General features: G+C 55.2%; 9 protein-coding genes. All 9 read left to right on the forward strand.

The genetic code is table 11. From position 1 onward, the window contains the following. Positions 1–80: 80 nt before the first annotated feature. From CCY01nite_RS18405 to CCY01nite_RS18445, 9 genes are read left to right on the forward strand one after another with little or no spacing between them, the layout of a single operon-like run. Complete coding sequence (locus CCY01nite_RS18405; RefSeq protein ID WP_146864873.1) at positions 81–3,008, forward strand: SusC/RagA family TonB-linked outer membrane protein; 2,928 nt, start codon at positions 81–83, stop codon at positions 3,006–3,008. 1 nt (position 3,009) lies between these two features. Next, the gene (locus CCY01nite_RS18410; protein WP_146864875.1) at positions 3,010–4,521 is read left to right on the forward strand and encodes a RagB/SusD family nutrient uptake outer membrane protein; all 1,512 of its coding nucleotides are present in this window, start codon (positions 3,010–3,012) and stop codon (positions 4,519–4,521) included. A gap of 17 nt (positions 4,522–4,538) precedes the next feature. After that, on the forward strand, positions 4,539–6,110 hold the full coding sequence (locus CCY01nite_RS18415) for a carbohydrate-binding protein (RefSeq protein ID WP_186831134.1): 1,572 nt from the start codon (positions 4,539–4,541) through the stop codon (positions 6,108–6,110). Positions 6,111–6,133: 23 nt separating this feature from the next. Next, entirely contained in the window at positions 6,134–7,177 is a 1,044-nt protein-coding gene (locus CCY01nite_RS18420) for a DUF5007 domain-containing protein (protein WP_146864879.1), read from the forward strand. A 33-nt stretch (positions 7,178–7,210) separates the two neighbouring features. After that, positions 7,211–10,345 (forward strand): SusC/RagA family TonB-linked outer membrane protein, encoded by a 3,135-nt coding sequence (locus CCY01nite_RS18425; protein WP_246129974.1) that lies wholly within the window; start codon positions 7,211–7,213, stop codon positions 10,343–10,345. Positions 10,346–10,362: 17 nt separating this feature from the next. Further along, positions 10,363–11,895 (forward strand): RagB/SusD family nutrient uptake outer membrane protein, encoded by a 1,533-nt coding sequence (locus CCY01nite_RS18430; protein ID WP_146864883.1) that lies wholly within the window; start codon positions 10,363–10,365, stop codon positions 11,893–11,895. Between the two features lie 10 nt (positions 11,896–11,905). Continuing rightward, on the forward strand, positions 11,906–12,622 hold the full coding sequence (locus CCY01nite_RS18435; RefSeq protein WP_146864885.1) for a hypothetical protein: 717 nt from the start codon (positions 11,906–11,908) through the stop codon (positions 12,620–12,622). Between the two features lie 19 nt (positions 12,623–12,641). Continuing rightward, positions 12,642–14,228, forward strand: coding sequence for a DUF5008 domain-containing protein (locus tag CCY01nite_RS18440; RefSeq protein ID WP_186831135.1), 1,587 nt, complete (start codon positions 12,642–12,644; stop codon positions 14,226–14,228). A 12-nt stretch (positions 14,229–14,240) separates the two neighbouring features. Then, positions 14,241–15,968, forward strand: a complete 1,728-nt coding sequence (locus CCY01nite_RS18445; protein WP_146864889.1) for an alkaline phosphatase family protein — start codon at positions 14,241–14,243, stop codon at positions 15,966–15,968. Positions 15,969–15,986: the final 18 nt, after the last annotated feature.

The raw sequence follows: 15,986 nt of genomic DNA on the forward strand, positions 1-15,986 counted from the left end.
TATTTATTTTTTCCACGGACTGGACAGTGTAACCACCGCTGCCGGGCAGGGCTTTTTCTGCCTATAAAAAATATATACTTATGTGTTCATTTGTACGGATCAACATCACGTGCCTGCTGATGTATTGCCTGGCCCATGCCCATGCCGCCGGGGCCACCGGCACCCGCCTCATGCAGGATTCCACGAAGCCCGTGAAGGCTCCGCCCGTTACCCGAAAGGCGGACACCTTAATAATGGAGCGCGAAAACATTTATCCTTATTCCTCGCTGCAGCAGCTCATAAAAGGCAATGCCGCGGGCGTGTATGTACAGGAACCCAGCGGAGAGCCTGGCAGTAACATGAGCATGTTCCTCAGAGGCACCGCTATTCCCATTATCAGCAGCCGCGACATTTATGAAGCGCAGCCCACCGTCATCCTCGATGGCATCCCCATGATCATGGACCATCCTTTTGCCTTCGACATCCAGTTATATGATTATAACAGGATCGGGCCGGCTACCAACATCCTCTCTTCCATCGACCCGGACAATATCGCTTCCATTGAAGTGATAAAGGATTTCGGAAGGGCCGCGATGTACGGCCCCAGGGCGGCCAACGGCGGGGTGATACTCCTCACCACCAAAGCTCCGGTAACGGGTAAACGAAGGATCAGCTTCAATACATATTTCGGCATGGTACAAAGGCCGTCCACATTCACCACGAACGCCAAATTCGAGAACGATTTCCGCCAGCCGTTCTACGATAAGTACGCGAACACAGACCAGTTGCAGAACTATCCGCTGTACCTGCGCGACTCCACGAACGACGCATATTATGGCCCCTCCAACTGGTCTGACCTTTACTTTAAGAACAGGATGGTATATGGTGTGAACGCCAGCCTTTCCAGCGGTACCGAACGCGCGAACTTCATGTTTGCCGTAGGCAACCGCAAAACGAACAACCCGGCGGATGGCGCCCGCCTGGACCGCTATAACGCCATGTTCGAGATCAACATGGTGCCCATCCGCGGCTTCACCGTGTCCGCCATGATCAACGGCACCCGCCTGGAAAGGACCCGCAATACTTTCCTCCGCGACCGCTTTGCGGAAATGCAGTACATGCCGGACCTGAGCAACCCGCTTCCCCCGAATAAAGATTATTACGCGCGTTTCCGGAATGAATACACCAAGTCATTCGATGAAAACAAGCTCAACGAAGTGAACGGATATTTCAAAATGAACATCCGTTTCTCCGACAAGTTCCAGTTCAATTCCGCCTTCGGCTTCGATTACAACGAAGGTCTGCGGGACCTGTTCTATCCCAGCACATTGCTGGAAACAGTGAACTATGTTTCCAATTATTTCGGCTATAACCAGCGCGTGTTCTTCGATAACACCGTAACGTTCCGGCATCAGTGGAACAAGGTGCATGACCTCACCATTGAAGCGGGTGAAGTGTTTCAGTCGGATTACAACCGCTACAACTACGCATACGCTTACAAAGGCCCGAACGACCTGATCCGCGTGAACCTGCTCAATACCGAGGACGGCGACAATAAATTCCGCACCAAGTCCTTCCGCCACGAGCTGACCTATATGTTCCTGGACCAGCACCGCCACCGCCTGTTATCTTTTTACGGCCGCGGCGCCTACAAGTACAAGGACCTGCTGGACTTTTCCGTGTTACTGCGGGCAGACGGTTCTTCGAGCGCGCAGCCGGACAACTGGTGGATGTTCGCGCCTACTTTTGCCGGCGGCCTGAACGCCAAACAACTCTGGCTGGCGGACCACGCAGGCATCAGCAGCCTGCGCCTGCACGCCAGCTGGGGAAGGGTAGGACGATTATTGCCGGACGACCGCTTTGGCGAAGGCCCGCAATACACGTCTGACCTTTCATTCAGCAACAACCCCGTTCGCTTTTCCTATAACGGCTTCCCCGGCATGAGCCGTGCTTATTCCTCCGGGTATATCGGCTACGGTATCAAATGGCCGTATACCGATCAGCTGGAAGTAGGTTTGGATGCAGGTTTCATACAGAACAGGCTCAACCTGTCCCTTGCCTTTTATGACAGGGTAGACAAAAATATGCTGCTCGGCATTCCTTTCTCCGCGGAGTATGGCTACAATATTCAGTACAAGAACGGCATGAAAGTGCGCAATAGGGGCGTTGACCTCTCCGCGCAAATGTCCATGCTGCCAGATGATTACAAGGTACGGTGGGTAGCAGGTGTGAACGCGAACTACAACCGCAACACCCTGCTTGCCCTGCCGGATGGATTGCAGGAACTGGTGGTGGCCAACGGCACAAAGCTCCTGAAGGTGGGCCATTCCATCGATCAGTACTGGCTGCTGCAAAACGACGGTATTTATAACCGCGATGGCGATGTGCCCGTAGAGCCGGGTTCACAGAAACAGCTGAACTACAAAGGTATTCCTATGATCGCCGGTGATCCGAAATGGAAGGATCAGAATGGCGATTATGTGATCGATGATAATGATAAAAGACTGACGGGCCATGCATTGCCGGTTTTCTCCGGCGGCTTCAACAGTGATGTGAGCTACCGTGGCTTTACCCTTGGTTTTGCATTCTATTATACCCTCGGCCGCAAGATCATGAACCATGAAATGGCGAACCGCATGGACTTCGTGAACAGGGAAGGAAAGATAGACATGAGCGCCGTGAAGGAGATCACCTTCTGGACGAAAGCGGGCAACTACGATCAATACCCCGTTTACAATCCCTGGAGCACCGTCATTCCTTACCGCACGGACCAGGACCTGTTCCTGGAAAATGGTTCCTTCCTCAAGCTGCGCACCCTTTCGCTGCAATATGATATGACGCAGGCAAAATGGTGGAAGAAGAACGGCGCGCTGCACAGGCTCACCATTTACGGCACCGGCAGCAACCTTTTCACCATCACGCCTTACACCGGCGGTGATCCCGAGCTGGTGGACTACAACGGCTTTGACAATGGTTATGGCCTGCCCATCCCGAAGACTTATACCATCGGTTTAAAAATGGAACTCTAACATGAAGCAACTATTCATATCTACGATCTTACTGGGCTGCCTGCTGACGGCAGGTTGCAAGAAGCTGCTGGACATCGATTCAACCCACGCAGTGTCTGAAGAGAACTTCTGGAACTCCCATGAAGATACCCGCACGGCGCTGATCAGCGTGTACGGCCTGATGCGCGCCGCGCTGGCGGACAACAATGCGTTCTGGATGTACGGCGAGCTGCGGAACGGCGACTTTGTGGCGCTGCAGCGGCAGGACCTGAAGGCGATCATCCGCGGCGATCTCCGGGCGCAATACCCGCTGCTGCAATCGCTCTCCAACTGGCGCCGTTTCTATGCCGTGATCAACGCCGCCAACATGTTCCTGGAACACGTCGGGGAAGTGAAGGAACGCGATCCCAAATACACGGACCAGAACATGCGGGTAGACATTGCGCAGATGCGCTTCATGCGTGCCTACACTTACTTCTGCCTGGTGACCGTATGGGGCGACGTGCCGCTGATCACCGCTTCGCACGATGGCGTGTTCACCAGCAAACCCCGCGAAAAGCAGGAAACGGTGCTGGCCTTCATTGAAAAGGAAATGCTGCAGTCCGCCGAAGATCTGCCATACCAGTACAGTGCGAACGACCCCCAGCAGCTGGGTAACTACTATAACGAAAGCAACGCCCGCTGGATGGGTACCCTCGCCCGCAAGCTCACCGCTTACGCCATGCTCGCCCACGTGGCCGCCTGGCAGGGCAAATATGTAGACGCCTCCGTATACGGAAAGTTTGTGCTGGACAACTACGGAAAATCCGGCAGCTACTACCTCAGCACTGAAGACCTTACCCGCAGGGGCGGTTACTTCCACTGGAAGCAGCACAACCACATCCTCGGCTTCAACTTCGACTGGGGCCACGTGGACGCATCCTTCTCCGGTCACATCGAAGAGCTGACCCTCGCCCGGCCGGTGGTCAACAAAGCGCTGCCAGATATTTATGTGCCGAAAGACACCATCCTCTCGGTGTTCAACCTGCCGCAGGACGAGCGCTTCAGCCTGGACACCCTTACCGGCGCCCCCACGTCCCAACGCTATTTCACCAGCTTCGCCAGCCAGGTGCCCATTTTCAACAAAGTAAAAGAAATACAGGACGGCGGCACCACAGACCCCTCATTCCGCATTTATTCCAGCAGCATCCTCGTTACGCGGCTGGAAAACATCGCGCTCCTGCAGGCGGAAGCGCTGGCCGTCATCGGTCAGCAAACGAGCGCCATCGAACTGCTGAACACGATCCGCGATCTGCGCAAGATCAAAAAATATGACGCCAGCGAAGGCGACCTCATCGACGCCATCTTCCTCGAGCGCCGCAAGGAGCTGATGGGAGAGGGCTGGCGCTGGTTCGACCTGATCCGCTACCAGAAGATCAAACAGAATAATCCCGCTTTCCTCGAGCTGATCCGCAACGGCGGCATCTACTGGCCCGTGGCGAACGACGTACTGACACAGAACCCATTGATCAAACAGAATCCTTATTGGCAATGATAAAAACTAGTAAAGCAATGCGCAACATAACAATGCTCGCTGGTCTGCTCGTTCTCCTGACCTACCTGGGCTGTAAAAAAGATAAGGGTTTTTATGCGTATGAAAACCAGTTGAAAAGCTATGACGGGAACATCTACGATTTCCTGAAAGAGCAGCATCAATATGATTCTTTCCTGCTGGCAGTGGACCGCGTGAACCTGGGCGACAGCCTCCGGGATGGCGCCTATACCGTGTTTGCGCCCGCCGATGCCAGCTTTAAACAGGCGGTTGATAATATGAACACGCTCCGCGACCTCCAGGAACGCCCGCTGATGCACATCGGTACCGTTCCGGTGGAACAGCTGGATTCACTCGTCAGCCGCTACATTGTGCGCGGCGTGATCCGGGCGGACAGCATGCTGTTCCAGGACGGTCTAACGATGCCGGCTATACGGTACGGCTACCTGATGCACGGCAAGCTGAACTACGCCGATGCCGAAGGGCACGTGAAAGGCGGTCCCGGTGTGATCCGCTACAGCGATACCAAAGGCGTGATCTACACCAACCGCTGGAGCTCCGCCAACACCATGGCCATCGATATCCGCACCACCAACGGCTTTGTGAACATCCTCGAAAAGGACCACATGTTCGGTTTCGACGAGTTCATCCGCAGAATGAACCCCACCAACTCAACGCCCTATAACGAATATCCCTTCTACGTGCCCGGCGTCATCGGCCTGGAACAGTACGACCGTGGCGGCCCCCGGGTGGCATACCAGGATCATTCCCGGGATAACTACGGCGGCAAGCGCCCCACCGAATGGGTAGACGTGACCAACGCGGAAGAGAACGGTATGAAAGTAGGATGGACGGAAGCGGACGAATGGCTGAAATATACGGTAGACATTACAGAAACCGGCGAATATTACTTTACGCTGCGGTACGGCAGCCCCAACGACAACGGCCGCATTCACCTGGAACTGGACGACCAGCCCATTGTCGGCAGTTTCCTCCTCATGCCTAGCTCCGGCGGCTTCAACCGGTTCCAGGATATCACCACCACCATTCACCTGACCGCGGGAAAGCACGTGCTGAAGCTGTACGAAGACTTCGCCAACTACGATCTCCGCTTTATCAAATTCCTGCCGAAAGACCGGCCCCTGCCGATCCCTGGCACCATCACCCTCGAGGATTTCATTCCCGGCGGCGAAGGTATTGGATACCATGATAACAACACCGGCAACAACGGCGGCAAATACCGTCCCAATGAAGGCGTGGACATAGATCTGACAAGGAATGAAGGCGGCGGATATCATATCGGCTGGATGGATACGGGTGAGTGGATGAAATACAGTGTGGACGTGAAGAACACCGGCTTCTACAATATTTATGTGAGAACAGGCACGCCCAACAACAACCGCAAATTCAGGATAGAGTTCAACGGTGAGAACAAGACGGGCACAGTGGTCATTCCCAATACGGGGGATTACAGCAACTGGGGCACCACCGTTACCACCGTGCACCTGGAAAAAGGGCCGCAGGAAATGGTCTTTTTTGTGGAAGACGGCGGGTATGATACAAAGGATATCACCATCCGTCCATTGAACTAACAGCCAAACTTTAAAATAAGATCATGCAAAGGAAAATACTAACGGTCATCATATTTGTGCTGGCAGCGGCCGCCTGCCGGAAGTGGGCGCCGGACGACCTGGACTACCTGAGCCCCCGCGCAGTGTACAACCAGAAAGTGTTCAGTCCCGTTATGGGCAGGACCACGCTGTATTCCCAGATATTCAATACAGACAATTCCAGCACGCCCATTCAGTTCAAGATCACCAACGTACGTTACAAAACAACCGGCGAGCCGGCAACGGACCTCGGAAAGCCGGTGCAGACGCTCGTATGGAAGCAGGCCTACACCGGCGAGGAAAAATCGCTCGCGGAGATAGATGCGAAGCGGGTGGTGGAAACGCACCCGGCCTGGGAGATCCGCCCCAACTCCGGCGAGTTCATTCTCTGGGCGGCAGCGGACAACTCCATCCTGCGTGAGCAACCGGATTCCGGTTATCTCTTCGATGTGGAAGCCTCCAACTCCGGCGGCAAGAACGTGTATACGGACCTGGCGCTGATGCCCTACCGCGAACAGCCCTACGCGCCCTATGAATATGACGCCGTAACCGGTCTTCAGCGCGCGAACTATCCCAATCCTTCCGATTCCTCCGTGTTCAAGCTGATCTACAACAATCCCGGCGTGCAGAACGTGACAGATGATGAAACGAACCTGGGATTGCGCAGCGACAGCGTGCGTGTGCTGTTCAACAGAAAGGGCGACGGCAACTCGCTCACCTTCAAGTTCATGGACAAGGACTCACTGCCCATAGACCCCGCGCGGTTCAACCGCACGGCCTGGGATACCTTAGTGCACGGCTTCAACCGCGTTACCACCAAAACGGAAGTGCGTTATGATGTGGCTTATCCCATCCCGCTCATTCGCTACCGGACGAAATACACGAATGGAGACGGCTCGCAGGCATATGTGAAATTCATCTGGGACCGCGTTGGTTTCGGCAATATCCGCGAAACCTGCTCCATCGACTTTTCCTTTTCCATATACCGGAAAGGCGACTGGGAGATCATATTCTTCTTCCAGCATAATCCAAGGTTCCGCGACGAATAAATACAATCACAGTTAATGATAAACTCTACACTCATGAAATTTCCAGGTATTGCAGGCTTATTGCTGTGTATATTGTCCTGCGCCGTTGCACAGGCACAGACACCGGCAAAGATCCAGGTAAGGGGCGTGATCAGGGATGCCGAAACCAATGAGCCGTTGGTGGGCGTGAGCATCCAGGAAGGTACGCCGCCCAAACCGGTGGGCGTGACCAATGAGAATGGCGCATTCTCTGTGATGGTACCCGCGAACGGCACGCTGCTGTTCCGTTACATCGGTTTTTCCGACTACAAGGTCAAGATTAACAGCAAAAGAGAGATCAACGTGCGGCTGTCCGTGAACGAGAACAAGCTGAATGAAACAGTGATCATCGGCTACCAGCGTAAAACCCGCGAAACCTCCACCGGTTCCACGGTGAAGATCAGCGGCAAGGACCTGCAGGACATTCCCGTGTCTAACGTAGAACAATTATTGCAGGGCCGCGTGCCGGGCCTCAACATCCAGAACAACACCGGCACCCCCGGCGGCCGCGGTATGATACAGATCCGCGGTTTGTCCAACATCGACGTGAAAGGCAATGGTAACGACGCTTTCCTGTCGCCGACCTCTCCGCTGTACGTGATCGACGGGGTGCCCATTGAGGCGGATGCCAACTTTGAATACGGTTACCAGTCCGTCGGACCCGGTGTAAGCCCTCTCTCGCTCATCCCGCAGGAAGACATCGAGAGCATGGAGATATTGAAAGATGCGCAGGCAACGGCCCTATACGGTTCAAGAGCGGCCTACGGGGTGATCCTCATCACCACCCGCCGCGGCAGCTCCGCCGTGCCGCGTGTGCGCTACACCGGCAACTTCTTCGTGAATACGCCACCGAAGCTGCGGGAGACCATCGGCGGGGTGGAAGAGAGACGGCTGCGCATCAACCAGATCTACAACAGCAAGAACCTGGACGATATCTACCGCATTTCCGCCACGCCTTTCCTGGCGGACAGCCTGAACCCTTACTACAACAACTCCACCAACTGGCAGGACATCTTCTACCGCACCACCTATAACCAGTCGCACAACGCCAACATCAGCGGCGGCGATCCCAAGTTCAACTACAAAGTAGACCTCGGTTATTACCACGAGAATGGCGTGATCCGCAATACCGGCTTCGACCGTTATTCCATCAACACCAATATGCTGTATCAGCCTACGCCCAAGCTCCGCGTGCTGACCACGCTTTCCACGCAGGTTGGCAAAAGGAACAAGGGGGACGGTAACGGCCTTATCCAGAACGGGGTTTCCAGCAATGCCAACGCATCGTCGCTGCTGCCCGGCCCTTCGTTCTACCAGAGCACTTCATCCGTATTGTCCGCGCTGGGCACAGAAAACGATAACAAAACAGCGAACGTGCGCACCAGCGTAGACATCAACTACCAGTTTGTGCCCGGTCTTAACGCGGCCACTTTCGTCAGCTACGACTATTCGTCCAACACCGAAGACCGCTTCACGCCCGCGGCGGCGCGTAACGACTTTTCACAGGTGTATGCGTACAACGACCGCAAGTTCACGTTGAGCAACCGTAACATGTTGTCCTATTTCCTCTCGCTGAAGGAGAAGCATAATTTTTACATCGCCTTATTCAACGAAATTCAGAACCGTGGCTTCCAGGGCCAGCTGATCCAGCAGGAGAAAACGCCGAACGACCAGTACCGCGGCCCGCTGGGTTTTGATGGATGGGCCTCCCGCGGCGGCGGCCTCCTGGACAACTACAGCAAGGGGCACATCGCCTCCTTTGCCGGAACGTTCAGCTACAACTACAAACAAAAGTATGTGCTGGACGCGAGCTACCGGCTGGACGGCTCCTCCGGCAGCGGCTTTGAAGATCCCTATTCAAAAAACCCCTCCGTGGGCGTCCGCTGGAACTTCAACAAGGAAAACATTTTTACGGAAAGCTCCTGGCTCACCTACGGCTCCATCCGCGGAAGCTGGGGGCAGAACATCGTGCCGCAGGGCGATATCTTCGCGATCTACGGAACCTATGACCCGCGCGGGACCTACAACGCGAATCCCCGCCTGGGCATCAACTTCGGCCAGCTGCCCAACACCTACCTGAAACCCACCACCACCACGCAATACAACTTCGGTATGGAGCTGGGGCTGTTCAACAGCCGCGTGGAAGTGCTCTTTGACGCATACTACAAAACGGTGCTGAACCTGCTGCGCAATAAATCCGTGTCGAACATGACGGGCTTTGATTTCATCACCACGAACGAAACATCGCTCATCAACTACGGCTACGAGCTGATGCTCACGTTCCGCCCGCTTCCGCGCACCGCCGCCGTGAACTGGACCATCTCCGTGAACGGCGCTATCAACAAAGACATCCTCACCAGCCTGCCTGACGGCGCGCGGCAGCTCGTGCAGTTCGACGGTAACACCTCGCAGCACATTCTTTACCGCGTAGGCCGCAACTCGCTCACCAACTACCTCTTCAATACGATCGGCGTGTATTCGTCCGACAAGGACGTACCTGTAGATCCCGCTACCGGCCTGCCTTACCGCAACGGCGGCGGCACCAGTTACTTCCGCGCCGGCGACCCGATCTGGCAGGATGTGGACGGCGATTACATTCTCACCAATAACGATTACATCGCGGCCGGCAACTCGCAACCCCTTGTTACAGGCGGTTTGCAGTCCAGCCTGAACTGGAAGAGCTTTTCCTTTAACATGAGCGCTTCCTACACCGCCATCCGCGATGTGCTCAACAATGCGCTGGCGCAAAGGATGCAATACCTCGGCAATCCGTACGACCCGAAGGCGATCGTGGATTTCAATACCGTGAATTACTGGAAAGGGCAGGGCAGCAGCGCTGCATACCCGAATCCGTTCGATTACGTGCGTTACTCGCAGATCAGGCCCTACCGCTACGATCAGACGCTGATACAGGAAGACGGGTCTTATTTCAAGATCAACACCATCTCGCTGGCTTACCTGCTGGACAGAACGTTCACGCAGCGCTACGGCCTGAATTCGGTACGTGTTTACCTTTCCAGCAACAACGTAGCCACGTTTTCCAGCTACAGCGGCCCGAACCCCGAGAACGTGTCCGCGCTCGGCCGCGACCAGTCCGGCGGTTACCCGATACCGCGTTCTTATAATGTTGGTTTGAACGTAGAATTTTAATCATAAAAGCATTGAATATGTTTCGCAGGATAATATATATCACGGCACTGCTCACGCTGACCACGCATTACGGGTGCAAGAAGTTCCTGGACGTGAAGCCGCTGGACCGCTTGTCCGGCAACGCATTCTTCCAGACGCCGGAAGATGTGGAGCAGAATGCCTGGGACATTTACGGCCTGTTCCGGGATGCTACCGGCGCATTTCCGTTGTTCTCCGCCGCCGGCGAGTTACGCGCGGGCATGATGGGCGAATCTCCCCAGAAGAACGACGGGAACGATCGTTCATTCGTTGGCGTTATTGCGCAGAACGACCTGATGAATGTGGTGAACACCCCCTCCGGCAAGGATTTCTGGAATATCTTCAACTTACGCCGCTTCACGGAATGGAAACCTTTTTACCGCATCATCCAGGCCAGCAACATCCTTCATTATGAGCTGACGCGCAGGCAGATCGCCGGCCTGTCCGCCGACGATGTGCGCAAATACCAGGCGGAAGCGGTGTTCATGCGTTGCCTTACGTACTTCATCATGGTCAGGCTCTGGGGCGATGTGCCTTATTTCACGGACGCCTATCATGAAACGCCGCTGCCCCGCGAAAAGATGACGGTAGTGGTGAATAATTGCATCGAAGAGCTGAACAACACCAAGAACGACCTGCCCTGGACCTTCACCGACCCCGCCTACCGCGGCGCGCGCGCCAGCAGGGGAGCGGCGCTGGCCCTGATCATGGAGCTGGCCATGTGGAACGCCGGTTTCGATAAGGCCAATGCAAGGAAATATTACGAGCAAACGGCCGCCGCCGGAAAGGAGCTGGAAGAAAGCGAATCATACCGGCTGCTGCCCATCGAGGAATCTTTCACCATCTTCAAAGGCCGTTCGGAAGAAAGCCTTTTTGACATCGTGATCAATTCCAACTACGGCGAAACGCTGGGCGATAAATGGAACGACCTCTCCGAGTTCGTAACACACTGGCCATACAAGCGCCCGGCGCACAACCACCAGTACAGCTTTACGTTCATCCGCTCCGAGCACCTGCGCCGCCTGTATCCCTCCGGCGTACCGGACGCCCGTACCGAAATGTGGTTCGATGCGCAGATGTACGCGAACGACGGCACTTTCCTCTTCCTGAAATATAACAGTCTGCACGAACAGGGCAACGCGGACGTGAACGTGGACAACGACCTGATCGTGCTGCGATACGCCGGTTCCCTGCTGATATATGCCGAAGCGCTGGCGGAACTGGGTACCCAGGACGGGGAAGCCACCCGTTTGCTGAACCTGGTGCGCGGCCGCGCAAGAACGACGCTGTACCAGGGCGGCGGCGGGCCGGCCCTGAAAGAAGCCATCTTTACCGAAAGGGTGAAGGAGCTGATGATGGAAGGACATTATTATTTCGATTTGGTGCGCACCGGCAGGGTGATGAACGCGCAATGGTGTTATTACCCGCTTACCCAGGCGCAATTCGAGAACGGCGGATGGACCTGGCCGCTCAGCCCTTCCGTGCTGGATAACAACCCGTACATGCAACTGAATAATTATTGGTTACGATAAAACATATTTTATGCAGCAGATCAACAGGCTACCTGTTTTAACTGTTTTACTCGGCATCCTGGTGTGGATGAGCGCCTGTAAGAAAGATGAGTATTACAGGGACTCCGGCGTGCACGACCCCAATTTTAAAGGCAGCACCATGGATTACCTGGATGCGGTGCCTTTCCACTTTGACAGTGTGGCGGCCGTGGTGCGGCTGGCCGGCATGGAAGAAGTGTTCCGCGAAGATACGCTCACCTTCTTTTCACCAACGGACCGCAGCATCGGCCGGCTGGTAAAACGGCTGAACCAGAACCTCTATACGCTCGGCTATGATACCATCGTGAACCTCGAAGACGTGCCCGCGGTCATCTGGAGCCAGTACCTGCAGACCTACATGTTCCGCGGCGCCAACCAGCTCAAGGATTATCCGCAGATCGATTACAACCTCCGCTCCATCTATCCCGGGCAAGGTTATCTTTCCTGGAACGGCACGGCCATGAACATCGGCGTGATCTATAACGATGATAACGGCGTAAAATATGTAGGCTACCGCCAGCTGTCCATCGCCTACATCCCGAACCCCGCCAGGCCGCTCGATAACTGGTTCCGCACAGATGTGGCATCCAGCAACATCCTCACCTACAACGGCGCGGTGCATGTATTGCGGGACGATCATAACTATTTCGGATGGGACTACAGCAAATTCCTCGCAGACATGCAGGTGATAATGGATTCCGATGATTGATAAAAACAGAACCACGAACATGAAACTAACGAAATATACCGGCCTGGCCTTGCTCGCCTTTGGCGTGTTCATGGCCTGCAAGAAGGACAATAAAACATTCCCGGACCCCTATGCAGGCGGACGCAAGCCGCTGGGCGTGCAGCTCAGCACCGATCCGCCCACGCCCGGAGATGGAGCGCCCGGCACGGTGATCCGCTTCAAAGCTACCGGCCTCGTGCCGCACAAGGATTCGATCAGCTTCAACTTCAACAGCGAAGCCGGTGAGATCGTATCTGTAGACTCCGCCGGCATCCAGGTGAAAGTTCCGGCAACGGCCAGCACCGGCGTTTCCTCCATCACCATCGGCGATCAGATCTTCTTCGGCCCCGTTTTCTCCGTGAAAGGCAAGCTCGAAGTAGACCCCAACTTTAAAGTGGTCACCGGCTCCAACAACCGGATCTCCGATGTGTACCAGTACCCGGACGGGCGTCTTTTATTCACAGGCTATTTCTCGGACTTCGACCGCAAAGGCGTGGTGAAGCCGCTGAACCGCATCGTGCTTACTTCCCGTGACGGTGAAGTAGACCGTACGCTGCTGTCCGGCAAAGGCGCGGACGGCGGGCTTTCCTCCATCGCCGTGCTGCCTAATGGCAAGCTGGTGATCGCCGGCGGATTTTCATCATACGATATTCACCAGGCGGAAATGCGCAACATCACCGTGCTGAACAACAACGGCTCGCTGGATACCGCTACGGTGAACACTTTCACCAAGCAGGACACGCTGCCTGCTTTCAACGGCGGTACGGACGGCGGCATAGACAAGGTATTCGTGCATAACAACATGATCACCGCGGTAGGAGGGTTCAACTACTACCTGCAATATGTTTACGACAAATCAGATTACCTGATGGAGCGTGACTCGCTGATCACGGACAGTACGATGGTACGCCAGCTGATCCGCTTTTACCCGGACGGATCGCTGGACTCTTCCTTCAACTACGACCTGGCCCGCCACCGCAGCTTCGACGGCGCCAACGGCCCTATCTTCGACGCATTCATGCAGGACGACGGCAAGCTGATCATCGTAGGCCGCTTTACAAGATACAACGGGCAGGATGCGCCTTTCATCGCGCGGCTCAATACAGATGGTAGTCTGGATGCGGGCTTCGGTGGACTGGGCGCGGACAATGGCATCGGCAGCATCCGCTACAACGCGGTTACGCAGAAATACATCCTGGCCGGCAACTTCCGCAAATTCAACGGACAGGACTACAACGGCCTGGTGCTGCTGAACAAGGACGGTACGGTAGATCCAACCTTCCAGCCGCTGCCGATGGGCAACAACGACAGCTATTTTCATGCGCAGCAGCTGAACAACGGCCTCATTGTAGTGAACGGTTACTTCCGCAATTATGGTCCCGTTCACCGCACAGGGCTGATGATCCTGAATCCCGACGGTACGCTGGCTACCGGCTACAACAACGTCGGTGATTTCGAGGGATCGCTGTCGAAAGTATTTGAAACGAAGAACTCTTCCGGTCAAACGCAGGCATTGCTGCTCGGCAGCTTTTACAGGTTCAATGAAAAAGATGCCGGCAACATCATCCGGTTGTTATTAAAAGAATAAAAATCACAGCTCATGAACAGCAAGTTATGGATAGCGCTGATACTGGCAGGTCTTGCAGTGATCGCCTGCAACAAAGGATTTGACCGGCTGATAGAACCAAGGGAATATGAAGATACGACCGGCGTCACCAGCAGAACGCCCAAGGTGCTGATGCTGGTGGTGGACGGTGCGCGCGGGGAATCCGTCCGCGACGCGAAAGCGCCGACCCTGCAGTCGATGCAGGACCACGCGATCTATTCCTGGCACAGCATCAGCGATACGCTCAGTATAAACGCAACCGCCTGGGCAGACCTGCTGACGGGCGTGCGCAAGGAAAAACACCGCGTTACGAACAAGGATTTTTCCGGTAACCGCCTGCAGGAATATCCCGTATTCTTTTCCCATATCAAGGAACGGGACCCCTCATTCCGCATCGGGGCGTACAGCTCCGCGGATTCCCTCGGCACCATGCTCATCACCGGCGCGGACGTGAACGAGACATTCGGGAACAACGACGAAGCGATGGTGAGCAGCCTGCTGGACGAACTGAAGATCGATACGGCCGGGCTTGTGTTCGGCCAGTTCAGCGGCGTGGCGATTGCCGGCAACACGTACGGCTACGACATCAGCCACCCGGAATACAAAGCGGCCATCCTGAAAGCAGACCAGCAGATCGGCAGCATTATGACCGCATTGAAGGCCCGCGCCACCTATGAGCAGGAAGACTGGCTGGTAGTGGTGACCTCCGGCAAAGGCGGGCCCTTCCAGATAGACCCGGGCGAGGATGATGGCACCATTCTCAGCAATACCAAAGTGAACACCTTCACTTTCTTTTATTCCCCGCGGTATACGCCTAATTTCATCGACCGGCCGTATACGGGTAACCGTTATTCCGGCAAGGCCGTGCGCCTTTATGGCGATAATGCTTCCAATGCTGTATTCGCTACCATCGAAGAAGGCCGTGAAGACTACAACCTGGCGGATACCAATGAGGTGACCATCTCGCTGAAACTCAAGAAAAACCGCACGCCCTACGGCGATTTCTCCTATACCTATCCTTCCGTGATGGGCAACAACATGTCCCTCGACTGGTGGAACAACACCGGCTGGAACATTTCACTGGAAGGGAACGGATGGGGCGTACACTTCGGACAGAACGGAAAAGGCTTCAACATGGCTACCGCCGCCAATATCGCGGATGGCCGCTGGCACGACCTCACCACCGTTTTCCTGAACCGCGATAACAAACGTTTTATCCGCCTGTATACGGACGGTGCTTTCAACCGTGAAATGGATATCACCCAATACGGCAGCTTTGATACGGACGCGCCGCTGACGCTTGGCTTTATGCCGGGGAACGTAACGGACAACCAGCGGTGGCTGAACGCCTATATCACGGAAGTGAAGTTCTGGCGCGCCGCGTTGCCGGACAGTGTGGTGGCTAACTACGTATGCAGTCCCGAGTTGCCGTCTTCCCACCCGTACCGGGATTACCTGATCGGTTACTGGACCTGTAAAGACGGTTTCGGTGGCGTATTCAAAGACCAGAGCGACTCGCGGCACGATTTCCAGATCAAGGGAGGTTATGTGTGGGAAGACTTCAGCGATCTGATGTGCCCCACGTCCGCCACCAACCTTTCACAACTGGTGCCCCAGCCGATAGATGTTGTGCGGCAGGTGATGAACTGGTTGCAGATACCGGCGGACACGCGGTGGAAGCTGGACGGACGTGTATGGGTGACCTCCTATACCGGCATTTGAAAAAATGAATTTTCTGAC

The organism is Chitinophaga cymbidii, assembly GCF_007992715.1.
Taxonomy (GTDB): Bacteria; Bacteroidota; Bacteroidia; order Chitinophagales; family Chitinophagaceae; genus Chitinophaga; species Chitinophaga cymbidii.